At 67.8% G+C, this 25,977-nt stretch carries 22 protein-coding genes; 15 read left to right on the top strand and 7 right to left on the bottom strand.

Annotated features, from left to right (window positions below):
• The first annotated feature begins 15 nt into the window (after window positions 1-15).
• Both AC3A5Z_RS16100 and AC3A5Z_RS16095 read left to right on the top strand, forming a co-directional pair.
• Window positions 16-804, top strand: a complete 789-nt coding sequence (locus AC3A5Z_RS16100) for an ABC transporter ATP-binding protein (RefSeq protein WP_107664353.1) — start codon at window positions 16-18, stop codon at window positions 802-804.
• Complete coding sequence (locus AC3A5Z_RS16095; RefSeq protein ID WP_487520342.1) at window positions 804-1,568, top strand: ABC transporter permease; 765 nt, start codon at window positions 804-806, stop codon at window positions 1,566-1,568. Before AC3A5Z_RS16100 ends, AC3A5Z_RS16095 begins: the two co-directional genes overlap by 1 nt.
• 91 nt (window positions 1,569-1,659) lie before the next feature.
• Here the strand turns inward: AC3A5Z_RS16095 and AC3A5Z_RS16090 are convergent, their stop codons facing one another.
• From AC3A5Z_RS16090 to AC3A5Z_RS16080, 3 genes are read right to left on the bottom strand one after another with little or no spacing between them, the layout of a single operon-like run.
• A complete protein-coding gene (locus tag AC3A5Z_RS16090) occupies window positions 1,660-2,919 on the bottom strand; it encodes an ABC transporter permease (protein WP_487520341.1) in 1,260 nt (419 codons plus the stop codon).
• A complete protein-coding gene (locus AC3A5Z_RS16085) occupies window positions 2,916-3,722 on the bottom strand; it encodes a taurine ABC transporter ATP-binding protein (protein WP_487520340.1) in 807 nt (268 codons plus the stop codon). Before AC3A5Z_RS16085 ends, AC3A5Z_RS16090 begins: the two co-directional genes overlap by 4 nt.
• A gap of 52 nt (window positions 3,723-3,774) precedes the next feature.
• The gene (locus tag AC3A5Z_RS16080; RefSeq protein WP_444667671.1) at window positions 3,775-4,773 is read right to left on the bottom strand and encodes a taurine ABC transporter substrate-binding protein; all 999 of its coding nucleotides are present in this window, start codon (window positions 4,771-4,773) and stop codon (window positions 3,775-3,777) included.
• 284 nt (window positions 4,774-5,057) lie between these two features.
• Here AC3A5Z_RS16080 and tpa point away from each other — a divergent pair, with 284 nt between their 5' ends.
• The 10 genes from tpa to purU all read left to right on the top strand — a co-directional run bounded on the left by tpa (window position 5,058) and on the right by purU (window position 18,809).
• Window positions 5,058-6,437, top strand: a complete 1,380-nt coding sequence (gene tpa / locus AC3A5Z_RS16075; protein WP_487520339.1) for a hypotaurine--pyruvate aminotransferase Tpa — start codon at window positions 5,058-5,060, stop codon at window positions 6,435-6,437.
• 138 nt (window positions 6,438-6,575) lie between these two features.
• Window positions 6,576-8,144 (top strand): methyl-accepting chemotaxis protein, encoded by a 1,569-nt coding sequence (locus AC3A5Z_RS16070; protein WP_487520338.1) that lies wholly within the window; start codon window positions 6,576-6,578, stop codon window positions 8,142-8,144.
• A 69-nt stretch (window positions 8,145-8,213) separates the two neighbouring features.
• Complete coding sequence (gene pdxR, locus AC3A5Z_RS16065; RefSeq protein WP_487520337.1) at window positions 8,214-9,683, top strand: MocR-like pyridoxine biosynthesis transcription factor PdxR; 1,470 nt, start codon at window positions 8,214-8,216, stop codon at window positions 9,681-9,683.
• 69 nt (window positions 9,684-9,752) lie between these two features.
• A complete protein-coding gene (xsc, locus tag AC3A5Z_RS16060) occupies window positions 9,753-11,528 on the top strand; it encodes a sulfoacetaldehyde acetyltransferase (RefSeq protein WP_487520336.1) in 1,776 nt (591 codons plus the stop codon).
• Complete coding sequence (locus AC3A5Z_RS16055) at window positions 11,528-12,268, top strand: sulfite exporter TauE/SafE family protein (protein ID WP_487520335.1); 741 nt, start codon at window positions 11,528-11,530, stop codon at window positions 12,266-12,268. Before xsc ends, AC3A5Z_RS16055 begins: the two co-directional genes overlap by 1 nt.
• 9 nt (window positions 12,269-12,277) lie before the next feature.
• Window positions 12,278-13,414, top strand: coding sequence for an acetate/propionate family kinase (locus AC3A5Z_RS16050; RefSeq protein ID WP_487520334.1), 1,137 nt, complete (start codon window positions 12,278-12,280; stop codon window positions 13,412-13,414).
• Complete coding sequence (locus AC3A5Z_RS16045; protein ID WP_487520333.1) at window positions 13,411-16,170, top strand: molybdopterin oxidoreductase family protein; 2,760 nt, start codon at window positions 13,411-13,413, stop codon at window positions 16,168-16,170. The genes AC3A5Z_RS16050 and AC3A5Z_RS16045 overlap by 4 nt, the downstream gene beginning before the upstream one ends.
• On the top strand, window positions 16,167-16,904 hold the full coding sequence (locus AC3A5Z_RS16040; RefSeq protein ID WP_487520332.1) for a 4Fe-4S dicluster domain-containing protein: 738 nt from the start codon (window positions 16,167-16,169) through the stop codon (window positions 16,902-16,904). The genes AC3A5Z_RS16045 and AC3A5Z_RS16040 overlap by 4 nt, the downstream gene beginning before the upstream one ends.
• A complete protein-coding gene (locus tag AC3A5Z_RS16035) occupies window positions 16,905-17,771 on the top strand; it encodes a dimethyl sulfoxide reductase anchor subunit family protein (RefSeq protein WP_487520331.1) in 867 nt (288 codons plus the stop codon).
• Window positions 17,772-17,924: 153 nt separating this feature from the next.
• Window positions 17,925-18,809 (top strand): formyltetrahydrofolate deformylase, encoded by an 885-nt coding sequence (gene purU / locus AC3A5Z_RS16030; protein WP_487520330.1) that lies wholly within the window; start codon window positions 17,925-17,927, stop codon window positions 18,807-18,809.
• Here purU and AC3A5Z_RS16025 read toward each other — a convergent pair whose 3' ends face one another.
• Window positions 18,810-20,438 carry an MFS transporter gene (locus AC3A5Z_RS16025; RefSeq protein WP_487520329.1) on the bottom strand — a complete coding sequence of 543 codons (1,629 nt, stop codon included), beginning with the start codon at window positions 20,436-20,438 and terminating at the stop codon, window positions 18,810-18,812.
• A 170-nt stretch (window positions 20,439-20,608) separates the two neighbouring features.
• Here AC3A5Z_RS16025 and AC3A5Z_RS16020 point away from each other — a divergent pair, with 170 nt between their 5' ends.
• Window positions 20,609-21,661 carry a DNA topoisomerase IB gene (locus tag AC3A5Z_RS16020; protein ID WP_487520328.1) on the top strand — a complete coding sequence of 351 codons (1,053 nt, stop codon included), beginning with the start codon at window positions 20,609-20,611 and terminating at the stop codon, window positions 21,659-21,661.
• Here the strand turns inward: AC3A5Z_RS16020 and AC3A5Z_RS16015 are convergent.
• Window positions 21,658-21,846, bottom strand: a complete 189-nt coding sequence (locus tag AC3A5Z_RS16015) for a DUF3008 family protein (RefSeq protein WP_487520327.1) — start codon at window positions 21,844-21,846, stop codon at window positions 21,658-21,660. The two genes, AC3A5Z_RS16020 and AC3A5Z_RS16015, sit on opposite strands and share 4 nt — an antisense overlap.
• 234 nt (window positions 21,847-22,080) lie before the next feature.
• Here AC3A5Z_RS16015 and AC3A5Z_RS16010 point away from each other — a divergent pair, with 234 nt between their 5' ends.
• Together AC3A5Z_RS16010 and AC3A5Z_RS16005 are read left to right on the top strand one after the other, a co-directional pair.
• On the top strand, window positions 22,081-22,605 hold the full coding sequence (locus tag AC3A5Z_RS16010; protein ID WP_487520326.1) for a DUF4142 domain-containing protein: 525 nt from the start codon (window positions 22,081-22,083) through the stop codon (window positions 22,603-22,605).
• Window positions 22,606-22,640: 35 nt separating this feature from the next.
• Window positions 22,641-23,777 carry a sensor histidine kinase gene (locus AC3A5Z_RS16005; RefSeq protein ID WP_487520325.1) on the top strand — a complete coding sequence of 379 codons (1,137 nt, stop codon included), beginning with the start codon at window positions 22,641-22,643 and terminating at the stop codon, window positions 23,775-23,777.
• An 18-nt stretch (window positions 23,778-23,795) separates the two neighbouring features.
• Here AC3A5Z_RS16005 and otsA read toward each other — a convergent pair whose 3' ends face one another.
• Window positions 23,796-25,196: an alpha,alpha-trehalose-phosphate synthase (UDP-forming) gene (otsA, locus tag AC3A5Z_RS16000; protein ID WP_487520324.1), complete on the bottom strand. Its 1,401-nt coding sequence runs from the start codon at window positions 25,194-25,196 to the stop codon at window positions 23,796-23,798.
• Window positions 25,193-25,972, bottom strand: coding sequence for a trehalose-phosphatase (gene otsB, locus AC3A5Z_RS15995; protein WP_487520323.1), 780 nt, complete (start codon window positions 25,970-25,972; stop codon window positions 25,193-25,195). Before otsB ends, otsA begins: the two co-directional genes overlap by 4 nt.
• Window positions 25,973-25,977 lie beyond the last annotated feature (5 nt).

Genomic DNA, 25,977 nt, shown 5'->3' with positions numbered 1-25,977 from the left:
AACGCCGGGGCCAGCATGACCAATCTCATCGACATCAAGGGCGTGAGCCACGCCTACCAGACCCGCATGGGCCCCTTGCCGGTGCTGGACGGGCTGAGCCTTTCCGTGCCCGAAGGCGAGTTCTGCGCCGTGGTCGGCCCCTCGGGCTGCGGCAAGTCCACGCTGACGCGGCTGATCTCGGGGCTGATGACGCCCGACAGGGGCGAGGTCTGGCTGCATGGCGAGAAGGTCACCAGCCCGCGCAAGACGGTGGGCATGGCCTTCCAGAACCCGGTGCTGCTGGAGTGGCGCAGCATCCTCGAGAACGTCATCCTGCCCCTCGAGATCGTCGCCCCCAGGATGTCCCGCAAGGACCGGGTGGAGCGGGCGATGCAGCTGCTGGAGATGGTGGGCCTCAAGGGCTTCGACGCCAAGCGGCCCTCGCAGCTGTCGGGCGGGATGCGCCAGCGCGCCTCGCTCTGCCGCGCCATCGTCCACAAGCCCGATGTGCTGATCATGGACGAGCCCTTCGGCGCGCTCGACAACTTCACGCGCGAGGACCTGTGGCAGACCATGCGCGACCTGCGCGCAGCCGAGCCCTTCACCTGCGTGCTGATCACCCATGACCTGCGCGAGAGCGTCTTTCTCGGCGATCAGGTCATCGTGCTGTCGGGCCGCCCGGCGCATACGCAATTCGTGCTCGACGTCGACCTGCCCGCCGACCGGAAGATCGACATCCTCTACACGCCGAAGGCCACCGAGATGCTGCATGTGCTGCGCGACCAGATCCGCATCGCCCAGGGGCGCGACGGGGAGCTGCACTGATGGATCTCGCGCGCAAGATCGCCGTCCCGGTCGCTGCCGTGCTGGCCTTCCTCGGCCTGTGGGAATTCCTCGTCTGGGTCAACGGCTGGCCGAACTACAAGATGGCCTCGCCCTCCGACCTGCCGCCCGCCTATGTGCGCTACTGGGGGCTGTTCCTGACGATGGGCTGGCAGACGCTGTGGCGCACGGTGCTGGGGCTTCTGCTGGCGGTGATCTTCGGCACCTTCCTCGGCATGGTGATGGGCTTCTCGCGGCTGGCGCGCGACGCGCTCTATCCGCTGCTCGTGGGCTTCAACGCGGTGCCGAAGGCGACGCTGGTGCCGGTCATCGCGCTGCTCTTCATCGGCCAGCACGATTTCAACACGGTGCTGATGGCCTTCCTGATCTCCTTCTTCCCGATCGCCGTCTCGGTCGGCATCGGCCTGTCGACGCTGGAGCCGGAATACCGCGATATCCTGCGCTCGCTCGGCGCCTCGCGCTTCACCATCTTCCAGAAGATCGCCCTGCCGAAGACCCTGCCAGAGTTCTTCGGCGCGCTGAAGGTCTCGGTCACGCTGGCCTTCATCGGCACCAATCTGGTGGAGATCGTCAGCCCGCATGGCCGCGGCCTCGGCGCGCTGTTCAAGTCGGGCGAGACCAACGGGGATTACCCGCTGATGTTCGCCGTGCTGATCGCCTTGGCCTTCCTCGGCATCCTGCTCTATTACGCCGTGGTCGCGCTGGAGCGGATCTTTGCGGGCTGGGCGGAGCGGCCGCAGGGTTGAGGGGAGCGCGATTTTCGCAGAAAATCGGCCCCCCGCGCCCGCTGATTTCTGCGAAGATCAGCCCCCCGTGTCCCCTGATTTTCTGCGAAAATCAGCCCCGGCCCTTCCACGGCACCAGCGCCTTCTCGGCCATGCGCATCAACGTGTCGATGCCGTAGCCGATCACCCCGATCAGGATGATCCCCATCACCACGATGTCGGTGAGCTGGAACTTCGAGGCGGCGATGATCATCATCCCGGCGCCCTTCTGCGCCGCCACCAGTTCGGCGGCCACCACCGTGCCCCAGCAGACCCCCATCGCCACCCGCGCGCCCGTGAAGATGTCGGGCAGCGAGTTGGGGATGATGACATGGCGCAGGATCTGGGTCTTCGAGGCGCCGAGCGAATAGGCCGCGTGGATCTTCGAGATCCGCACGCCCGAGACGCCGGAGCGCGCGGCGATGGTCATGATCCAGAGCGCGGCGAGGAAGAGGAGCACGATCTTGCCGCTCTCCCAGATGCCGAACCAGATGATCACCAAGGGGATCAGCGCCAGCGGCGGCACCGGGCGCATGAACTCGACGATCGGGTCGAACCAGCCGCGGAACCAGCCCGAGAGGCCCATGGCGTAGCCGAGCGGGATGCCCACCAGCGATCCCAGCGCGAAGCCCGCGAGCACCCGCATCAGCGAGGCCCCGAGGTGTTCCCAGAGCGAGATATTCTGGTAGCCATCGCGGGCGATCTCGAAGAAGCGGGCGACGACGGTTTCCGGCGCGGGCAGCCAGATCGGCTCCATCTGCAGGCCCTTTGACGGCTCGATGTTCAGCGAGCCCTTCGAGGTCAGCAGCACCCGGCCCTGCGCCACCTCCACCGACTGATCGGGCCCGACCGGCTGGCCGTCGATGGCGACGATGCGGTAGCCCTCCTGGCCGCTGTCCTGGTCGTTGTCGCCCGGCCGGATCAGCACCGAGCGCCAGGCGGCGACCACCGCGCTGTCGTCGCGGGCGAAGCCCTCGCCCGGCGCCACCTCCGGCGCCGCGGGCTTGTCGCCGCGATAGGCGCGGACGGTGACGGTGGCGTCGTCGCGCTGCCCGGCGGCGTTCTCGGCCGTGTAGGTGAAGCTCATGTCGCCGAGGAAGGGCCCCGGCACATGCAGCGGCACGATCCGCGACCCGGTGAAGGCGCCCCAGATCAGGAAGATCGCCAGCACCGAGATCACCGAGGCGGTGCGGTCGGGGCGGATGGCGCTCTCGTCGCCGAAGGTCACCGTCTTGCGGCTGGTCAGGTCGTTGCGCGCCCCGCGGCGGCGCAGCAGCCGGACAACGAGGAAGGAAGCGACGAAGAGTGCTGCGTAGAAGCCAAGGACGATCATGCGCGGCGCTCCTTCCGGCCCATGATTTCCTCTTCCATGCCCCAGATCATCGTCAGGATCTCCTCCCTCGTCTGCGCGAAGCCTTCGGATTTCTTCACGTCGCGCAGATCGGCGTTCACCCCCCGCTCGGCGAAGGGCAGGCGATATTCCTTGAAGATCCGCCCCGGACGCGGGGCCATGACCACCAGACGCTCGCCCAGCAGCAGCGCCTCCTCGACGGAATGGGTGATGAGCACGACGGTCTTGCCGGTCTCCTTCCAGAGCTTCAGCACCAGCCCCTGCATCTTCTCCCGCGTCAGCGCGTCGAGCGCGCCCAATGGTTCATCCATCAGGATCACGTCGGGGTCGTTGGCGAGGCAGCGCGCCAGCGCCACGCGCTGCTGCATGCCGCCGGACAGCTCGTAGACCGCCTTGTCCTTGAAATCCTGCAAGCCCACGGTCTCCAGGAGGTGATCGGTGATCCGGTCGCGCTCGGCCTTGGCCATGCCCTTCATCCGCGGGCCGAAATCGACGTTGCGCCGCACGCTCATCCATTCGAACAGCGCGCCCTGTTGGAACACCATGCCGCGCTCGGCGGCGGGTCCGGTGACGGTGTGGCCGTTCATCGTCACCCGGCCCTCGCTGGGGGCGAGGAATCCGGCGAGGATGTTCAGGAGCGTGGTCTTGCCGCAGCCCGAGGGGCCCAGCACCGACATCAGCTCGCCCGGCTTCAGCGCCAGCGAGACATTCTTCAGCGCCTGCACATGCTGGCCACTGGGCAGGTCGAAACGCATCGAGAGGTTTTCGACGGTCAGTCCGGTCATATCGGGATCTTCCTGGGTGGGGGCGGCGGGACAGCGCCCGCCGCCCGTTGCCTCACATGCCCTTGGCGGCTTCCAGCGGGGCGGTGTTCACCACGCCCTCGTAGCTGTCGAGCGCCGCCGGGATGCTGCCCGCGGTCACGAAGACCTCGGCCACGCCCTTCATGAACTCCTGACTGCCGCCGCCGAGCCATTTCGCCGAAAGCTGCTCGTCGATGCTCGGGAAGACGAAGGTGCCGATGTCGCGCGTTGCCGTCTCGACATCCATGCCGGCGTCCTTGGCGATGACCTCGATCATCTCGGCCTTCTTCGAGCCCTCGTTCCACATGGCATTGGCATCCGCCGTCACCTTGACGAACTTCGCCGCCAGTTCAGGGTTCTCGGCGAGGAAGGCGGCGGGGGAGGTGGTCACGTCGAAGACCAGGATGCCCAGCTCCTCCTTCTCGGCGCCGGTCAGCAGCACGTCGCCATGCTCCTTCATCCGGCCCAACCCGCCGCCGAAGCCGCAGGCCATGTCGACGGCGCCCTGCGCGATGGCGGCCGCACCATCCGGCGGGGCCATGTCGACGATCTGTAGTGTCGAGACGTCGACGCCGAAATGGGCCATCTGCTTGAGGAAGCCGTAATGCGCCGCCGTGCCGATCGGCACCGCCACCCGCTTGCCGGCCAGCTCGCTGGCATTGTCCTTGGTGATCTCGAGATCGGTGCGCACCACGCAGTTGTCGTTGTCCGAATAGGACACAGCGACGTCGATGATCTGCAGGTCCTGCCCCGCCGAGGTCGCCACCACGAAGGGCGGCACGCCCTGGCTGATGGCGAACTGCACATCGCCCGAGGCCATCGCCGCCGACATCGCCGTGCCGGTATCGAAGGCGCGCCAGTTCACCTTCACTCCCAGCGCCTCGTCATAGGCGCCGGTCACCTTGGCATATTCGAAGGGCATCGGCCATTCGAGGAAATAGGCCACGGTGATCTCTTCCTGCGCCTGGGCCGGCAGGCCAGCCAGCAGGGCAAGCCCCGCCACCGCACTCATGAGGGTGTTGCGTCCGGTCATTCAGTTCCTCCTTGTTGTGCTGCACGGTCGATGCCGCGCGGTCATTGTGCTGTTTAGCAGCATCGCATCAGTCCCGCCCAATAATGAAGCGCCTTGCACGGGAGACGCTCGCCACGCCCCAGTGTTCTCCGGGCAAAACCCCGCACCAAAGCGAAACTGGCTCTGGCCTTATCGTCCGTAACGCTCTGGCCCTACGGCGGGCCGTTGCAATCGGAAAGGATTGGTCGTCACATGCTGCCGTCGCCGGAAATTCGGGCAGCTCATCAACGCGAGAAGGACGGACCATGGAAGGCTTGGCGCAGAGCAACGATCTCAGTGAGGTCATCGAGGCTGACCGTGCCCATATGTGGCACCATCTCAGCCAGCACAAACAATACGAATCCATCGATCCGCGCATCATCGTCGAAGGCAAGGGGATGCGGGTCTGGGATGCCACCGGCAAGGAGCATCTCGACGCGGTCTCGGGCGGCGTCTGGACGGTGAACGTGGGCTACGGCCGCGAGAGCATCGCCAACGCGGTGCGCGACCAGCTGATCAAGATGAACTACTTCGCCCATTCCGCAGGCTCGATCCCGGCCTCGATGTTCTCGAAGCGCCTGATCTCGAAGATGCCGGGCCTGAGCCGGGTCTATTATTCGAACTCCGGCTCCGAGGCGAACGAGAAGGTGTTCAAGATGGTGCGGCAGATCTCGCACCGGCACCATGGCGGCAAGAAGTCGAAGATCCTCTACCGCGAGCGCGACTATCACGGCACCACGATCACCGCGCTTTCCGCCGGCGGCCAGCCGCAGCGGGTGATGCAATACGGCCCGCTGACCCCGGGCTTCGTCGAGGTGCCGCATTGCCTCGAATACCGCAAGCAGTGGGACGTGGAGAACTACGGCGAGCGGGCGGCGGATGCGATCGAGGAGGTCATCCTGCGCGAGGGCCCCGACACGATCGGCGCGATCTGCCTCGAGCCGGTGACGGCGGGCGGCGGCGTCATCACCCCGCCGGTCGGCTACTGGGAGCGGGTGCAGGAGATCTGCGCCAAGTACAACATCCTGATCCACATCGACGAGGTGGTCTGCGGCGTCGGTCGCACCGGGGTCTGGTTCGGCTACCAGAACTACGGGGTGAAACCGGATTTCGTCACCATGGCCAAGGGCGTCGCCTCGGGCTATGCGGCGATCTCCTGCACCGTCACCACCGAGGCGGTGTTCGACATGTTCAAGGACGATCCGAACGATCCGATGAGCTATTTCCGCGACATCTCCACCTTCGGCGGCTGCACCTCCGGCCCCGCCGCAGCGCTGGAGAACATGCGGATCATCGAGGACGAGGGGCTGCTCGACAACACGCTGACCATGGGCGCGCGGGTGATCGACAACCTCAAGGCCTTGCAGGACAAGCACAAGGTCATCGGCGACGTGCGCGGCAAGGGGCTATTCTGCGGCGCCGAGCTGGTCTCGGACCGCGACAGCAAGGAGCCGGCCGACGAGAAGCGCGTGGCGGCGGTGGTGGCCGACTGCATGCAGCAGGGCGTCATCATCGGCATGACCAACCGAAGCCTGCCGGGCTTCAACAACACGCTCTGCCTCTCGCCGGCGCTGATCTCCAAGGCCGATGACATCGATCAGATCACCGATGCGATCGACCGCGCGCTGACCCGCGTCTTCGGCTGACGCCGAAGACAGGGAACGCGGAGGGCAGGCGGCAGCGCCTGCCCATTCCTGTTTTTGCAGCTAAGCCTTCCTTTACCGGCAGCCCCTAGGCTGATCCCGCGAGGTTTGCGGGCGCGCCCGGGGCACAGGAGACGCTGCATGAAACTGACGATCAAGCTCAAGCTGATGGCGACCTTCTGCGCCGTCTTCCTGCTCGCCGGCGCCGCGATCTGGGAGAACATCCACGCGCTGGAGCAATCGAATGACCGCATCCACGCGCTGGTGCATGACCAGTTCCCGGCCATCCTGCTGGGCGAGCGGCTGAACAGCGAACAGCTGCGCATGCAGCTGACGACCCGCAACTACCTGATGACCACCGATCCCGCCCGCAAGGCCGAGATGATGGCTCAGCGAAAGGCCTCCTCGGCGGAGGCGCGCAGGATCTTCGACGCGCTGGTGCAGCAGGTCGGCCCCGCCGAGCGGGAAATCCTCGCGGAATACGAGCGGCTCTGGCAGCTGACCATGGCGACCAACCGCGCGGTCTTCGACCATGCCGCCGCCGGCCGGGCAGAGGCCGCGTTGCAGGCGCTGCTCGACCCCGACTATGTCGGCTGGGTGGCGCAGAGGGTCGTGCTGCTCGATCAGGTCAGGGAGCGCGGGCTGGCCGATCTGGGCGCGGTCGCCAGCAGGGCCGAGCAGGACTCGGACGAGTCGGTGCGGTTGGTGCTGGGAATGGTGGCGGTGGCGGTGCTGATCGGGCTCGGCAGCGCCAGCTGGATCACGCTGTCGATCTCGCATGGGATGCGCCGGGCGATCTCGCTGACGCGCGGCGTCGCGGCCGGCGATCTCGGCACCACCGCCGAGGTGCGCGGCTCCGACGAGATCGCCGAGATGCTGGCAGCCTCCAACGCGATGATCCTCAAGCTGCGCGAGGTGGTGGGCAAAGTCAGCCACGCCATCGGCACCGTCGGCACCGGCAGCGCCAGCGTCGCCGCCACCTCGGAGGAGCTGTCGCAGGGCGCCAACGAACAGGCCTCGGCCACCGAGGAAGCCTCGGCAGCGGTGGAGCAGATGACGGCGAATATCCGGCAAAGCTCGGAAAACGCGGCGCAGACCGAGCGCATTGCGTTGAAATCCGCCGAGAGCGCCCGCGAGACCGGGCGCGCGATGACCGAGGCGGTCTCGGCCATGCATGCCATCGCCAACCGGATCGCGGTGGTGCAGGAGATCGCCCGCCAGACCGACCTCTTGGCGCTGAACGCCGCGGTCGAGGCCGCGCGGGCGGGCGACCACGGGCGCGGCTTCTCGGTGGTGGCGGCGGAGGTGCGCAAGCTGGCCGAGCGCAGCCAGAGCGCCGCCGCCGAGATCGCGGCACTCTCCACCAGCACGGTGCAGGCCGCGGCCAATGCAGGCACCGTGCTGGCCGGTCTGGTGCCCGACATCGAGGAGACGGCGGGCCTTGTCTCCGCCATCTCGGTCTCCTCGCGGGAGCTGGCGACCGGGGCGGCCCAGGTGAACGTGGCGATCCAGCAGCTCGACCACGTCACCCAGCAGAACACCAGCGCCGCCGAGGAGCTGTCGTCGGGCGCCAGCTCCCTCTCAGGCCAAGCCGAGGTGCTGCAGGAGTCGATCTCCTACTTCCGCCTCGCCGCGACGGAGCCCGCGCCCGTCACCCAGGCCCCCCGCGGTTTCGGCTGGCTCGGCGGGCGGGAGGCGGCGGCGGCCTGAGTTTGGGCTTGGCCTTGCCTGCCGGGGCTGACTACAACAGTCCAGCACTCCCGCAACGATAAGGCCAGAATGGCGATACCGGCTGAAAGTTTTTTCCTCTCCCCGAATGGCGCCGGAACCCTGCAGCAGCAGATCCGGCAGATGGTGGCCGAGGGCGTGCTGGCGGGCCGCTACCGCCCCGGCGACCGGATGCCTTCAAGCCGCGGTCTGGCGCAGCATCTGGGCGTCAGCCGGATCACCGTGACGCTGGCCTATACCGAGCTCGTCAGCTCCGACTATCTGACCTCGCGCGGGCGTTCGGGCTATTTCGTCTCAGACACCGCGCCACGCCAGCCGGATTTCTCGCTGACCCGCGACCGCGCCGAACCCACGGTGGATTACGCCGGGCTGACCGGCCGGCGCTTCTCGGCGCAGGAGCGGCTGGCCAAGCCCGAGGACTGGAGCAGCTATCGCTATCCCTTCATCTACGGGCAGGCCGATGCCTCGCTCTTCGATCACCGCAACTGGCGGCTCTGCGCGCTGCGCGCCCTGGGCAAGCGCGATTTCGAGACGCTGACCAGCGACTATTACGAACGCGACGACCCGCTGCTGATCGAATACATCCTGCGCCACATCCTGCCGCGCCGGGGCATCATCGCCGCCCCGGGCGAGGTGCTGCTGACCATGGGGGCGCAGAACGCGCTCTGGCTTGCCGGGCAGGTGCTGCTCGGCCCGGGTCGGCGGGCGGCGCTGGAGAACCCGTGCTATCCCGGCTTGCGCGCCGTGCTGCGCCAGACCGGCTGCGAGGTGGTCTCCGTTGATGTCGACGAGGACGGCCTGCCGCCCGACGCGTTGCCCGCCGCCGATGTGGTCTTCACCACCGCCAGCCACCACTGCCCGACCAATGCCACCATGCCTCTGGAGCGGCGCCGCGCCCTGCTGGAGGCGGCCTCGGCGCGGGATTTCGTCATCGTCGAGGATGATTACGAGTTCGAGATGTCCTTTCTCAAGGCCGTCTCGCCCTCGCTGAAATCGCTCGACCGCGAGGGGCGGGTGATCTACGTCGGCTCCTTCTCGAAGTCGCTGTTCCCGGGCCTCAGGCTTGGCTACATCGTCGCCCCAGAGGCCTTCATCACCGAGGCGCGGGCACTCAGGGCGACGGTGCTCCGGCATCCGCCGGGTCATATCCAGCGCACGGCGGCTTATTTCCTGTCGCTCGGCCATTACGACGCGCTGATCAACCGGATGCGCGCGGCCTACAAGCGGCGGCGCATCCTGATGGACGAGGCGATCCGCGAGCAGGGGCTGACCATCGCCGGACAGGGCGGCTTCGGCGGGTCGAGCCTGTGGATGCGGGCGCCGGACCATGTGGATACCGGCGAACTTGCGCTCAGGCTGCGGGCCAAGGGGGTGCTGATCGAGCCGGGGCGGGTGTTCTTCGCGCCGGGGGCCGGACCCTCGACGCATTACCGGCTGGCCTTCTCCTCGATCCCCAATGCCCGCATCGCCGAGGGCATCGCGCTGATCGCCCGCGGCATCGCCGAGACTGGACCTATGTAGGCCGAAGGTCTGGCCCTAACCGCAGCCCGCGGCCCGGGGCTAGACTGCGCGCGGACAAGGAGAACCGCCATGAAGATGACCACCGAAGAGGCTTTCGTCAAAGTGCTGCAGATGCATGGCATCGAGCATGCCTTCGGGATCATCGGCTCGGCGATGATGCCGATCTCGGACCTGTTTCCCAAGGCGGGCATCGCCTTCTGGGACTGCGCGCATGAGTGCAATGCCGGGATGATGGCCGACGGCTACACCCGCGCAACCGGCCGGATGAGCATGATGGTGGCGCAGAACGGCCCCGGCATCACCAATTTCGTGACGCCGGTGAAGACCGCCTACTGGAACCACACGCCGCTTCTGCTGGTCACCCCGCAGGCCGCCAACAAGACCATCGGCCAGGGCGGCTTTCAGGAAGTCGAGCAGATGGCGCTGTTCAAGGACATGGTCGCCTATCAGGAGGAGGTGCGCGACCCAAGCCGGATCGCCGAGGTGCTGAACCGGGTGATCCTGAAGGCCAAGCGCGCCAGCGCCCCGGCCCAGATCAACGTGCCGCGCGATTACTGGACCCAGGTGATCGACATCGAGCTGCCGAAAGTGGTGGAATTCGAGCGGCCCTCGGGCGGCGAGGAGGCGATCGCCCGGGCGGCGGAGCTGCTGTCGGGGGCCAGGTTCCCGGTGATCCTGAACGGCGCGGGCGTGGTGCTGGCGGGCGCGATCCCGGCCTCGATGGCGCTGGCTGAGCGGCTCGATGCGCCGGTCTGCTGCGGCTACCAGCACAACGACGCCTTCCCGGGCAGCCACCCGCTGTTCGCCGGGCCTCTGGGTTACAACGGGTCGAAGGCGGGGATGGAGCTGATCTCCAGGGCCGATGTGGTGCTGGCACTGGGCACCCGGCTCAACCCGTTCTCGACGCTGCCGGGCTACGGCGTCGACTACTGGCCGAAAGAGGCCGCGATCATCCAGGTCGATCTGAACCCCGATCGGATCGGCCTGACCAAGCCGGTGACGGTGGGGATCGTAGGCGATGCGAAGAAGGTGGCCGAGGCCGTGCTGGCGCGGCTGTCCTCCGGGGCGGGCGACGCCGGGCGCGAGGATCGCAAGGCCATGATCGCGCATACGAAATCGGTCTGGGCGCAGCAGCTCTCATCCATGGATCACGAGGATGACGATCCGGGCACGACCTGGAACGAGCGGGCGCGCACCCGCGAGCCGGAGAAGATGAGCCCGCGCATGGCCTGGCGCGCGATCCAGCAGGCGCTGCCGAAGGAGGCGATCATCTCCTCCGACATCGGCAACAACTGCGCTATCGGCAACGCCTACCCGACCTTCGAGCAGGGCCGGAAATACCTCGCGCCGGGGCTGTTCGGGCCCTGCGGCTATGGCCTGCCCTCGATCATGGGCGCCAAGATCGGCCAGCCGGACATGCCGGTGGTGGGCTTTGCCGGCGACGGGGCCTTCGGCATCTCGATGAACGAGATGACCGCCATCGGCCGTGAGGAATGGCCGGCGATCACCATGGTGATCTTCCGCAACTACCAGTGGGGCGCGGAAAAGCGCAACACGACGCTGTGGTACGAGGACAACTTCGTCGGCACCGAGCTGAACACCAAGGTCAGCTATGCCGCCATCGCCACCGCCTGCGGGCTGAAGGGCGTGCAGGTCAGCTCGATGCAGGATCTGACCGAGGCGCTGCACCGGGCGCTGGCCGATCAGAAGGCCGGGGTCACCACCTTCATCGAGGTGCTGCTGAACCAGGAGCTGGGTGAGCCCTTCCGCCGCGACGCGATGAAGAAGCCGGTCGCGGTGGCCGGGATCGACCCGTCCGACATGCGGCGGCAAGCCGGGGCGTGATGCCCTTCGACCTGACGCCGGGCGCGGCGCTGTTTCTGGCGGCGGCGGTCCTGCTGGCGGCCTTCGTGCGCGGCTATTCCGGCTTCGGCTTTGCCGCTCTGGTCGTCTCGGCGGCGGGGCTGGTGATCAACCCGGTGCTGGTGGTGCCTGCGGTGCTGCTCTGCGACGGGCTGATCGCGGTGCTGCAGGCGCGCGGCATCCGGGGTCATGTCGACTGGCGCCGGGTCGGCGCGCTCTCGGCGGGGGCGGCGATTGGCGTGCCGCTGGGGGTCTTTGCGCTGGCCAATGTCGGCGTCGACATGGCGCGGGCCTTCATCGCGCTCTACGTGCTGGCAATGTGCGCGGTGCTGATGACCGGCTGGCAGTTCCTGCGTCCGGTGGGCGCGGGGCCGCATGTCGGGATCGGGGTGTTTTCGGGCATCGCCAATGGCGCGGCGGTGGGCGGCTTGCCGGTGGCGGCGTTCTTTGCCGCGCAGCCGATCCCGGCCGCCGCCTTCCGCGCCACGCTGATCGCCTATTTCACCCTGCTCGACCTCTGGTCGATGCCGCTGATGTGGCAGGCAGGGATGATCTCGGTCGATACGCTCTGGGCGCTGGGGTGGATGCTGCCTCTGGTGGTCTTCGGCATCTGGCTCGGCGGGAGGCACTTCCTGCGCGCCGCGCCTCAGGATTTCCGCCGCTTCGCCATCGGGCTCCTGGCGGTGATGTCGCTGGCCGGTCTGGCGAAATCGGTGATCTGAGGGGGGCGGATGGGCGATCTTCTGGTGGTGAACGCGGGCTCGTCCTCGATCAAGCTGGTGCTGTTCCGGGATGGGGCGCCGGTGCTCTCCGGCGCGGTGACCGAGATCGGCGGCGCGGCGGAGCTGGTTCTCGGGCCGCTGCGGCGGTCCGTGCAGGCGGCGGACCATCTGGGCGCCATCGCGCTCTGCCTTGCGGCACTCGAGGAGCTGGGCCATCCGGTCCCGACCCTGCAGGCGGCGGCGCATAGGGTGGTGCATGGCGGGCGGCGGCTGGTCGCGTCCTGCCGGGTAACGCCCGAGATCGAGGCCGAGATCGTCGCCTGCATCCCGCTGGCCCCGCTGCACAACCCGCACAATCTGGCCGCCATCCGCGCCCTGCGCGCCGTGGCGCCGGATCTGCCGCAATTCGCCAGCTTCGACACCGCCTTTCACGCCAGCAACCCCGAGGAGGCGCTGCGCTATGCCCTGCCGCCGGGTCATGAGGAGATCCGGCGCTACGGCTTCCATGGCATCTCCTATGCCGGGCTGGTGGAGCAGCTGCCCGCGATCAGCGGCGCGGCCCTGCCCGAGCGGCTGCTGGCGCTGCATCTGGGCAATGGTGCCTCGCTCTGCGCGATCCGGGGCGGGCAGTCGGTGGCGACGACCATGGGCTATTCGCCGCTCGACGGGCTGACCATGGGCACGCGCAGCGGCAGCATCGACGGCAACGCGGTGCTGCGGCTGGCCGAGCTGCATGGCATCGACGAGGCGGCGCGGATCCTCAACCGCGAGAGCGGGTTGCTGGGCCTCGGCGGCGCCTCGGACATGCGGGCGCTGCAGGCTGCGGGGACGGAGGCGGCGGAATTCGCCATCCGGCATTTCCGCTACTGGGTGCTGCGCCATGCCGGGTCGATGATCGCAGCGATGCAGGGGCTCGACGCGGTTGCCTTTACCGGCGGCATTGGTGAAAATGATATTCAGCTTCGCCGGCAGATCCTCGTGGGGCTGAACTGGGCCGGGGTCGAGGTCGAGGGGGCCGATCCGGCGGGCCCGCGGCTGCATGCCAAGGGGTCGCGCGTCGCGGCCTGGATCGTCCCGGCGCGCGAAGAGGCGCGCATCGCCGCCGAGGCCCGCCATATCCTGACAGAAGCCACGAGGACCGCATGATCCGCCAGCCCGTCTTCGACACCTCGCCGCCCGTCTCGGACGAGATCCGCAAGACCACCTGCTACATGTGCGCCTGCCGCTGCGGCATCAACGTGCACCTGACCTCCGGCAAGGTGAGCTACATCGAGGGCAACCGCGACCATCCGGTGAACAAGGGCGTGCTCTGCGCCAAGGGGGCCGCCGGGATCAAGCAGATCACCGCGCCCTCCCGCCTGCGCGCGCCGCTGCGCCGGGTCGGGCCGCGCGGCTCGGGGGCCTTCGAGGAGATCTCCTGGGACGAGGCGCTGGCGCTGGCGGTTTCCTGGATGAAGCCCTTGCGCGAGACGGCGCCCGAGAAGCTCGCCTTCTTCACCGGCCGCGACCAGAGCCAGAGCCTGACCGGCCTCTGGGCGCAGGCCTTCGGCACGCCGAACTATGCCGCGCATGGCGGCTTCTGCTCGGTCAACATGGCGGCGGCGGGGATCTACACCATCGGCGGTGCCTTCTGGGAGTTCGGCCAGCCCGACTGGGAGCGCACGAAGCTCTTCGTGATCTTCGGCGTGGCCGAGGACCATGACAGCAACCCGATCAAGATCGGTCTGGGCAAGCTGAAGGCGCGCGGCGCCCGGGTGATCGGGGTGAACCCGATTCGCACCGGCTACAACGCGGTGGCCGACGACTGGCTGGGCATCACCCCGGGGACGGATGGCCTGCTGATCCTGTCGCTGATCCATTGCCTTCTGGAGGCGGGGAAGGTCGATCTCGACTATCTGGCCAAGTTCACCAATGCCTCGCTCCTGGTGAACGCGACCGAGGGGCCGGAGAAGGGCCTGATCCTGAAGAATGCCGAAAGCCAGCCTTTCGTCATCGACCGCCGCAGCGGCCAGCCCGCCCCCTGGGACGCCAAGGGGGTGCAGCCCGATCTGGGCGCGGTCTGGCAGGGGCACCGGACGGTATTCCAGCAGATGGCCGAGACCTATCTTGCGCCGGAGCACGCCCCCGAGGCGGTGGCCGACCGCGTCGGCATCCCGGCGCCGCGCATCCGCGCCCTGGCGGCGGATCTGGCGCGGGTGGCCTTCGACGAGGCGATCGAGATCGCTCAGCCCTGGACCGACTTCCGCGGCGACCGGCACGAGACGATGATCGGCCGCCCGGTCAGCTTTCACGCGATGCGCGGCATCTCGGCCCATTCCAACGGCTTCCAGACCGCGCGGGCGCTGCATCTGCTGCAGATCCTGCTCGGCACGGTGGAAACGCCCGGCGGCTACCGGCTGAAGCCGCCCTATCCCAAGCCTGTGGAGGCGCATCCGACGCCGCATTTCGTCTCCGTTCCGGGCAAGCCGCTTTCCGGCCCGCATCTGGGCTATCCGCGTGGCCCGGAACAGCTGGCGCTGCTGCCCGACGGCAGCCCGGCGCGGATCGACAAGGCGTTTTCCTGGGAGAACCCGCTCTCGGCGCATGGGATGATGCATATGGTCATCCCCAATGCCCATGCCGGCGATCCCTACCGGATCGACACGCTGTTTCTCTACATGGCGAACATGGCGTGGAACTCCTCGATGAACACCGCCGCCGTGATGGAGATGCTGACGGAGGAGAAGGACGGGGAATATGTTATCCCGCGGATCATCTATTCCGACGCCTATGCCTCGGAAATGGTGGCCTATGCCGATCTGATCCTGCCCGACACCACCTATCTGGAGCGGCACGACTGCATCAGCCTCCTGGACCGCCCGATCTCCGAACCGGGGGCGGCGGGCGATGCGATCCGCTGGCCGGTGGTGGAGCCGGACCGCGACGTGCGCGGCTTCCAGTCGGTGCTGATCGATCTGGGCGCGCGGCTGGGCCTGCCGGGGTTCGTCACGCCCGAGGGTGCGCCGCTCTATGCCGATTACGCCGATTACCTCGTCAGCCATCAGCGCAGGCCGGGGGTCGGGCCGCTGATGGGCTTTCGCGGCAATGGCAGCGAGGTGGGGCGCGGCGCGCCCAACCCGGGGCAGATCGACGCCTATATCGCCAATGGCGGATTTTTTCAGGCGCATGTGCCGGAGGAGGCCGCCTTCTACAAGCCGTGGAACGCCGCCTATCAGGACTGGGCGGTGGAGACCGGCTTCTACGACACGCCGCAGCCCTATCTCTTCTCGATCTACAGCGAGCCCCTGCGCCGCTTCCAGCTTGCCGCCGAGGGGCACGGCTTCCCGCAGCCACCCGACCGGCTGCGCGCCCGCATCAAGGAGACCATGTCGCCGCTGCCGCTCTGGTATGCGCCGCTCGGCGATGTCGAGGGCTATCCGCTGCATGCGCTGACCCAGCGGCCGATGGCGATGTATCATTCCTGGGGCTCGCAGAACGCCTGGCTGCGGCAGATTCACGGCAAGAACGCGCTCTATGTTCCGACGAAGGTCTGGGTAGAAAACGGTTTCACCGAAGGCGACTGGGCGCGGGTGACCTCGCCCACCGGCAGCATCGTGGTGCCCGTCGCGCATATGGCGGCGCTGAACGAGAACACCGTCTGGACCTGGAACGCCATCGGCAAGCGCAAGGGGGCTTGGGCGCTCGACGCCGACGCGCCCGAGGCGACCGAGGGCTTCCTGCTCAACCACCTGATCTCGGAACTGCTGCCCGAGAAGGGCGACGGCCAACGCTGGTCGAATTCCGACCCGATCACCGGGCAGGCGGCGTGGTTCGACCTGCGCGTGCGGATCGAGAAGGTGGCCCGGCACGAGGCCTCGCTGCCGCAATTCGGCGTGCTCGGCTCGCCTCTGGAGACGACATGACCCAATTGCCCGCCACCACCGACAAGAAGCTGGGTCTGGTGATCGACCTCGACACCTGCGTCGGCTGCCATGCCTGCGTCACCGCCTGCAAGGGCTGGAACGATCAGGGCTATGGCGCGGCCCTAACCGATCAGGATGCCTATGGCGCGGAGCCTTCGGGGGTCTTCCTGAACCGGGTGCATTCCTACGAGGTGCAGCCCGAGGCCGGTCCGGCGCAGATCGTCAACTTCCCGCGCTCCTGCCTGCATTGTGAGGATGCCCCCTGCGTCACCGTCTGCCCGACCGGCGCCAGCTACAAGCGCCGGGAGGACGGCATCGTGCTGGTGAACGAGGATGCCTGCATCGGCTGCGGCCTCTGCGCCTGGGCCTGCCCCTATGGCGCGCGTGAGATGGAGGAGACGGCGGGGGTGATGAAGAAATGCACCCTCTGCGTCGACCGGATCTACAACGAGAACCTGCCCGAGATCGACCGCCAGCCCGCCTGCGTCCGCACCTGCCCGACCGGCGCGCGGCATTTCGGCGATCTGGGCGACCCGGACAGCAAGGTGAGCCGTCTGGTGGCGGAGCGCGGCGGCTTTGAGCTGATGCCCGAGCAGGGCACCAAGCCGGTGAACCGCTACCTGCCGCCGCGCAAGAAGGACCGCCCGCAGGAGGCCTCGCTGCTGGCGCCGCTGCTCGACATCAAGGCGACCGGCTTTGCCGGCTGGCTCGACAAGCTGCTGGAGCGGATCTGAATGCATCCTGCTCCCTCCGTCATCGTCTTCACCGTGCTTTCGGGGCTCGGCTTCGGCTTCCTCGCCTTCCTCGGTCTGGGCATCGCCGACCCCGAGGGCTGGCCCGCCTTCTGGCTCTGGGGCCTCGGCTATGCGCTGGCCGCCGGCGGGCTGACCGCCTCCACCGCGCACTTAGGCAATCCGCAGCGCGCGCTGTTGGCCTTCACCCAATGGCGCACAAGCTGGCTGTCGCGCGAGGCCTGGACCTCGGTCGCGGCGCTGCTGCTGCTGGCCCCCTGCGCCTTGGGCGACTGGCTGGGCTTCGACGTGCCGCTGCTCGGCCTCATCGGTGCCGCGCTTTCGGCGCTGACGATCTTCTGCACCTCGATGCTCTACGCCCAGCTGAAGACCGTGCCGCGCTGGAACCATTTTTCGGTGCCTCTGACCTACGGCCTCTTCTCGCTCACCGGCGGCGCGATCCTCGCCGGGACCGGCTGGTTCGCCCTGCTCTGCTGCCTCGCCCTCGGCATCGCCCTCGTCCGGGGCTTCCGCGTCGGCGACCTGCGTTTCGCCGCCTGCGGCTCCACCTTAAGCACCGCCACCGGACTCGGCAGCATCGGCAGCCCCCGGGTCTTCGAGCAGCCGCATACCGGCGGCAACTACCTGATGCGCGAGATGATCCATGTCGTCGGCCGCAAGCATGCGCAAAAGCTGCGGGTCATCGCGGTGCTCTTCGCCGCCGTCCTGCCCGCGCCGCTCACGCTCTGGCCCTCGCCGCTGACCATCGGCCTCGCGGTGCTGCTGCATCTGACCGGCGCCTTCGTGCAGCGCTGGCTGTTCTTCGCCGAGGCCGAGCATGTCGTCGGGCTCTACTACGGCAAACGCTGATCGCCAGCGGCAATTCGCGCCCTGTGACCGGGCGCGAAGGCCCGACACTCTGGCCAATGTCTGAAATCGCCATCTGACCGTCGCTTTGTGATGTGCCGCAGGGCCTCCGGCACGATAGCCGGAACCCATGCCCTTTGCTTTCCGAGGAACCTCATGCCGCAGTTCGTCCTGACCGTCACCTGCCCCTCCCGCCGCGGGATCGTCGCGGCCATCGCCAGCTATCTGGCGGAGAACGGCTGCAACATCACCGACTCGGCTCAGTTCGACGATCTGGAGACCGGCAACTTCTTCATGCGCGTCGGCTTCCGCCCCGAGACCGGGACGACGCTGGAGGCCCTGACCGAAGGCTTCGCCGCCATCGCCACGCCCTTCGACATGGAATGGCAGATGTTCGACCAGGCGCAGAAGATCAAGGTTCTGCTGATGGTGTCGAACTTCGGCCACTGCCTGAACGACCTGCTCTACCGCTGGCGCATCGGCGCGCTGCCGATCGACATCGTCGGGGTGGTGTCGAACCACATGACCTACCAGAAGGTCGTGGTGAACCATGACATCCCCTTCCACCACATCCGCGTCACCAAGGAGAACAAGCCCGAGGCCGAGGCCCGGCTCTTGTCGCTGGTCGAGGAGAGCGGGACGGAACTGGTGGTGCTGGCGCGCTACATGCAGGTGCTGTCGGATGCCTTCTGCCAGAAGATGTCGGGGCGGATCATCAACATCCACCACTCCTTCCTGCCGTCCTTCAAGGGCGCCAACCCCTACAAGCAGGCCTATCAGCGCGGGGTGAAGCTGATCGGAGCGACGGCGCATTACGTCACCGCCGATCTGGACGAGGGCCCGATCATCGAGCAGGACACCGTCCGCATCACCCATGCGCAGAGCCCCGACGACTACGTCAGCCTTGGCCGCGACGTCGAGGCGGGGGTGCTGTCGCGCGCGATCCACGCGCATATCCACCACCGCGTCTTCCTGAACGGCAACAAGACGGTGGTCTTCCCGGCGAGCCCCGGCGGCCATGCGTCGGAGCGGATGGGCTGATCACGGAATGTCGGGATGGGGCTTCAGCGGCATGTCGTCGAACAAGGGCACCGTCTGACGCTCGATCATCCGATGCACCCGGGGCTTCTCCGGCCCCTGGTGCAGTTCCATCAGCCGGTCGGTGACCTCGGCATCCGCCTTGGTCCGCCGCTCGTGGTGGCGCAGATACTCGGCCCAGGTCGCGACGTGATAGCTTTCGACCCAGATGTCGGGTTGCTCCAGATCGCGCAGCAGCGCCCATTGCCGGGCGCCGTCGCGGATTCGGATGCGGCGGCGGTCGGCCATGGTGGCGAGAAAGGCTGGGATGTTCTCCTGCGGGATGACGTAATCCACCATGACCTGAATGGGACCGCTGCGGGCCCGCAGGTCGAGCCTGAGCGTCGGCTCGTTGAAGCGGTTCAGCGGATCGAGGTTGGCGGTGCCGAAAGCGGGCAGCGCCAGCTTCAGCCCCGCCAAGGCCCCCACCACCAGCACCGCCGCTGACAACAGCAGCGCCTCGCTGGGGCCGGAGATCTCGGCCACCTGCCCCCAGAGGAAGCTGCCGCCTGCCATCCCGCCGAAGGTCGCGGTCTGGTAGAGCGCCAGCGCCCGGCCGACGACCCAGCGCGGCGTCGACAGCTGCACCGAGACGTTGAACAGGGAAAGCGCCAGCACCCATGAGGCTCCGGCGGGCAGAAGCACCGCCGCGCTGATCCAGAGCGACTGACTGACCGACAACCCGCTGACCGCCGCCGCGAAGGTCAGGAAGGCGCCGCGCACGATCCACTCGTTGGAGAACCGCTCGCGCAGCCGGGCGTTCAGCAGCGCGCCGCCGATGGCGCCGACCCCGAAGGCGCCGAGCAGCACGCCATAGGTGAAGGCCCCACCGCCCACCAGATCGCGGGCGATCAGCGGAAGGAGCGCCAGCACCGAGACCGCCGCCAGACCGAAGAGGAAGCCGCGGAACATCACCTTGAGCAGCACCGGCGACATGGCGACATAGCGCAGCCCGGCGCCGATGGCGCTGCCGAAGGCCTCGCGCGGCAGGCGGCGCGGCGCGATCTCGGGCTTCCAGCGGGCGAGCGTCAGGATGAAGGGGATGTAGCTCATCGCGTTCAGGGTGAAGGCCGCGGCCGCCCCGGCGGCGGCCACGATCAGACCGCCGAGTGCCGGACCGACGCTGCGCATCAGGTTGAAGCCCATGCTGTTCAGCGCCACCGCCGAGGGCAGGTCGTCGCGCGGAACGATGTCGCCCATCGAGGCCTGCCAAGACGGGTTGTAGAGCGCGACGCCGAGGCCGATGAGGAAGGTGAAGCCGAGGAGAAGCCACGGTGTCAGCAGCCCGGCATAGGCGCAGAAGGCGAGCCCCGCCGAGACGACCAGCATGAAGCCCTGCGCCACCAGCATGATCTTGCGCCGGTCGAGACTGTCGGCCAGTGCGCCGGAGGGCAGCGAGAACAGCATGATCGGCAGCGTGTTCGAGGCCTGCACCAGCGCGATCAGGCCCGGAGAGTCGGTCAGCGTGGTCATCATCCAGCCCGCGCCCACCGCCTGCACCAGACCGCCGAAGTTCGAGACCAGCGTCGCGAGCCAGAGATAGCGGAAGGTCTTGTGCCGGAACGGCGCCGTCGGAGAGATACGCTGCGGCACGTCTGAAAAACCTTTCGCCTCTGGCCGGTGTATTCGGGATAGGCCGCTTCGATGCCGGAGACAAGGCTGGGCCGTGACCGCGCGGCGATCACTTCCCCGCGCCCGATCCAACGCCCGGGAACTCGGCTGCGTTCCGCAGGTTGATCCGGCGATCTGGGGGAGGATGCGGCGTGAAGGACAACGGACCCGACGTGCTGGTCACGCTCGACGATGGCAGCGAGGCTCTGGTGCCGGAGGGTCTGATCTACGTCAGCGACGCCGATCCGGGCATCAGCCGCCGCCGCTCGGGCAAGGGTTTTGCCTACCGCGGCCCGGACGGCAAGCTGCTCGACAAGGCCGAGCGTCAGCGCATCCAGAAGCTGGGCATCCCGCCCGCTTACGAGCGGGTCTGGATCTGCCTGCAGGAGAACGGCCACCTGCAGGCCACCGGCTTCGACGCGCGGGGGCGCAAGCAGTATCGCTATCACCCGCATTGGGGGCTGTGGCGGTCGGAGGCGAAATATTCGCAGCTGGCGCCCTTCGGCGCGGCGCTGGGAAAGCTGCGGCGGCGGGTGGTGCGGGATCTGCATGCCGAGGCGGGGGAGCTGGCCTTCAGCCTCGCCGCGCTGACCATGCTGATCGACCGGACCTATCTGCGGGTGGGGACTTCGGCCTATGCCTCGGAGAACCGGACCTTCGGGGCGACCACGCTTCTGTCGCGGCACATGAAGCTGACCGAGACCGAGGTGCGGCTGTCGTTCCGGGCGAAAGGCGGCAAGAAGGTCCAGCACACGCTGCGGGACAAGCGGCTGCACCGGATCCTGCAGGAGATCGGCGATCTGCCAGGGCGGAACCTCTTCACCTACGTCACCGAGGAAGGCGAGGTCCGCAAGGTGGCCTCGCATCACGTCAACGCCTATCTGGCCGAGGCGACGGGGGTGCCCGAGGTGACGGCCAAGACCTTCCGGACCTGGGGCGGGTCGCTTGCGGCCTTCGGGGTGGCGCGGGCGGCGGAGGGGAAGCTGACGGCCAAGATGATGGCCGAGGCGGCGGCGGAGCGGTTGATGAATACCCCGACGATCAGCAAGGCCTCCTACATCCACCCGCGCATCCTGTCGCTGTCGGAGCTGGCCCCCGACGAGCGGGTCGAGCTGCTGGAGCAGGTCGAGCCGGTCGGGGATCAGGATCTGCGGGCCGAGGAGCGGCGGATGCTCGGGTTTCTGTCGGCCGAGCCGCCCGTCTAGTCCTTGCTGGCGTGCTCGGGCTTGCCCTTGCGTGAGGTGGAGGCGAGCTCGTCGAGCTCGGATTCGGTCATGGATTTCTCCATGCTTTTCGAGGCGCCATTGAGGTCGCTCTTCTTCGTGTCGCCGCGCTTGGCGGACAGGGCGGCTCCGGCGGCTTTTTGCTGGGCCTTGGATTTGGCGGGCATCGGCCTCTCCTTGGTTTCACGCGTGAAAATCGGGGCAAGGTGTTGATCTGGAACGGGATCCTCTTTTTCGTTAACCTTCTGTCAACCTCCGGACAAAGGCGGTCCGCAGCGGCTGATCCTGGGCGAAACCCGCCCGATCGGGGAAGGTTCCCGCCGAGGACCGGAGGGGAGACGGGGGCAAACGGAACCATGACCTCCTCCGATGGTTGACCTTCGTCGGACCAAGGAGGACGCATGAAATTCGTGACCCTGGCGCTTGGCGCCGCGCTGGCTCTGACGCCGCTGGCCACCACGGCCGTGGCTCAGCCGCGCGAGACGCCGCTGGTCGTCATCGACGACCCGCAAGTCTTTTCCGACATGGCCCTGTCTTCGGCCATGTATGGCATCATCACGAGCGAGATCGCTCTGGAACGCTCGCAGACCGAAGAGGTCCGCGCCTTTGCCGAGTCGGTGGTGGCGGATCAGACCGATGCCACGGCCGCGCTGATCGAGGCGGCGAAGGCCGATCAGGTCGCCCCGGCGGCAGGCATGTCGCAGCGGCATCTGGCCGATGTGGAGACGCTGAAGAAAAGCAGCGCCGAGCAGTTCGACGATACCTATGTGATGGCCCAAGCCCGCGCCCATGACGAGGCGGTGACGCTGTTTCAGGGCTTTGCCGCCGAGGGCGCCCCCGGGGCGCTGCGCGATTTCGCCGGGCAGGCGATGGATGGGCTGGTGAAGCATCAGACCGAAGTCCGCGAGCTTGCGGGCAGCTTCTGACCCTGACGGGCAGGCAGGGCAGAGGAAGAGGTGGGATGCTCGAAGAGATCCAGAGACTGAAACGGCAGACGGCGGCCCTCGCCTCGTTCGGCACGCAGTCCCTGCGCACGCAGGATCTGGACCGACTGCTGGAGGATGCCTGCCAGACGGTCGCCACCTCGCTGGGGGCGGAACTGGTCAAGGTGCTGGAACTGATGCCGGGGGGCGACAGCCTGCTGGTGCGCGCCGGGATCGGCTGGCATCCGGGTGTCGTCGGGCATGAGATGATCGGCGCGCATGAGCTGTCCCCCGCGGGCTATGCCATGCAGACGGACCGCCCGGCCCTCTCGCCCGATGTGGGGGCGGAGCAGCGTTTCGAGATTCCGGCCTTCATGCAGGAGCATCACGTCCGCAGCATGGTCAATGTGGTGATCCGGGGCGAGCATCGCGCTTGGGGCGTGCTGGAGGTGGATTCGCGGACGCCGCATGACTTCGACGATGACGACGCGACCTTCCTGCAGAACTACGCCAACCTGCTGGCGGCGGCCATCGACCGGCTTGAGACCGAGGCGGCGCTGAAGAAGGCGGTGGAGCGGAGCGAGCTTCTGCTGGGCGAGCTGCAGCATCGGGTGCGGAACCTGTTGCTGAACATCCGTTCGCTTGCGCGGCGCACCCGGCGGTCGAGCGGGACGCTGGCGGATTTCTCGCAGGCATTCGAGGCGCGGCTGCAGGCGCTGGGCCGCACGCAGGATCTGCTGACGCGGGGGATGGACGGCTCCATCGGGCTGGAAGAGGTGCTGCGGCAGGAGCTGCAAGCGCATGGCATGGAAGATCTGGACCGGGTGACGCTGAGCGGGCCCGAGATCGACCTGACCGGTGGCGCGGCGCAGGCGCTGGCAATGGCTTTCCACGAGCTTGCGACCAATGCGGGCAAATACGGGGCCTTTGCTCAGCCGGACGGGCGGCTGGATGTCAGCTGGTCGGTCGTGGGCGAGGGGACGCATCTGCGCCTGACCTGGAAGGAAAGCGGCGTGCCGATCGAGGACGCGCCGGAGCGGCGCGGCTTTGGATCGGAGACGATCGAGAAGAGCATTGCCTACATGCTTGCGGGCGAGGCGCGGCTGTCCTTCGGGCCGGACGGCGCCGACTGCGAGATCCGTTTTCCGCTGAACGGGCAGGGACAGGCGCGCTGAGCGGCGCGCCTGCAGGGATCAGGCTGTCAGCGACGCGTGCAGCGGTGCCTCGGACAGATCGTCGAGGAAGCTGCGGCACCAGTGGCCGACATCGTTCTTCAGCAGATGCTCCATCATCCGGTTCCAGCGCGCCATCCGCTCGTCGAGCGGCATGGCCAGCGCACGACCGATCGCGGCGGCGGTCTGATCGGTGTCGTAGGGGTTGATGAACACGGCGCCGTCGAGCTCGCGCGCGGCCCCGGCAAAGCGCGACAGCACCAGAACGCCGGGATCCTCGGGGTCTTGCGAGGCGACATATTCCTTGGCGACGAGGTTCATGCCGTCACGCAGCGGCGTCACCAGACCGACCTTGGCCAGCCGGTAGAGCCCCGAGAGCACCGGGCGGGTCAAGGATTGGTTCACATAGCGGATCGGCACCCAGTCGATCGTGCCATGCGCGCCGTTCACCCGGCCGCAATGCGCCTCGACCTGCGCCTGCATGTCGAGATATTCCTTCACATCGGAGCGCGAATGCGGCGCGACCTGCAGGAGCGTCAGCTTGCCCGCCATGTCGGGATTGCGGGTCAGGAAGCGCTCGAAGGCGTCGATCCGGTGCGAGATGCCCTTGGAATAATCGAGCCGGTCGACGCCGATCATCAGCGCGCTGCCGTTCAGGCTCTGCTCCATCTCGCCGACCATCGAGGCTTCGCCGGCCTTTTCCGCCAGCCGGGCGAATTCGGCGGTCTCGATGCCGATGGGATAGGCGCCGGCGGCGAAATCATGGCCGAAGGCGTGGATCGCGGTCTTGCCGGTGCGGTCGCCCCATTTCTCGCGGCGCAGGCAGCCGACGAAATTGTCGAGATCGTAATCGGTCTGGAAGCCGGCGAGGTCGTATTCGGCCAGATCGCGCATGATGATCTCGTAGACCGGCAGCGCCGTCAGGATGTCGGCGGGCGGCCAAGGGATATGCAGGAAGAAGCCGATCCGGTTCTTCACCCCGCGCTTGCGCAGCTCGGCGGCGAGCGGGATCAGGTGGTAGTCATGCACCCAGATCACGTCGTCGGGCTCCAGCATCGGCACCAGACGCTCGGCGAACAGGCGGTTGACGCGGAAGTACCCTGCCATTTCCTGCCGCGCGTATTCGGCGAGGTCGAGGCGGCAGTGGAAGATCGGCCAGAGCACGCGGTTGGCGAAGCCGTTGTAATATTCGTCGAGGTCGGCCTGGGTGAGATCGGTCAGCACATAGCTGATCTTGCCATGCTCGAGGGTGGTGAGGCCGGTCGGTTCCTCCTCGCCGGTGGTCTTGCCGGACCAGCCCATCCAGATGCCGCCGCTCTCGCGCAGGGCGGCATGGACGGCGACGGCGAGGCCGCCGGGGGGAGGGTTGCCGTTTTCGTCGGGCAGCGGGACGCGGTTCGAGACGACGACGAGCCGGGTCATGCCGAAAGCTCGCGGATCAGGGCGCGCAGGTTCTGCGGGCTGGCGATCTGCGCCACGGCATCGGTGGGGGCCTCGGTCTCGCAGATGCGGACGGAGAGGCCGCCCTGGGCGTTGACCACCTTGAACATCGCCTCGTCGGTGACGTCATCGCCGATGGCGATTGGGCGGCGGCCCTTGAAGGGGGGTTCGGCCATGAAGGCTTTCAGCGCCGAGCCCTTGTCGGCATTGGAGGGGCGCAGCTCGATCACCATCTTGCCGTGCTGCAGGGTCCAGCCCTTGCCCATGACCTTCTGCGCCATGGCCATCATGTCGCGCACCGCCTGCTCGCGCTCGGGCGCCTGACGGAAGTGGAGGGCGACGGCGGGGCCCTTGTCCTCGAGCACGACGCCGGACATCTGGGCGGTGCGGCGGGCGAGGTCGTTGCGCACGGCGGTGAGGCCGGGCGTCACGGCGGCGCGGTCGAGATCGCCTGCGGCGCGGCGGCGCTCCACCCCGTGCAGACCGGCGGCGGGGAAGAGGTGCGGGCCGAAATGCGCGTCGATCCAGTCGACGCGTCGCCCGGTCACCAGCGCCAGTGCGCCGTCGAGCCGTCCGGCCAGCCGGAGCAGATGATTGGCAAGGCCCGTTTCCACCTGAACGGCATGCGGCTCGGCCGCGATATCCACCAGCGTGCCGTCGATGTCGAGAAACAGCGCCCAATCGGCAGGATGCTCCAGCGCGGAGCGAAGCCGCGAGGGGCCGTCGTCGAGACCGGGGTGCCGGGTGTTCAGGTGCATGGAGC

The organism is Cereibacter sp. Soil_C_27, assembly GCF_057657095.1.
The sequence above is the reverse complement of the archived record's forward strand: the minus strand, read 5'-3'. Positions and strand labels throughout refer to the sequence as shown.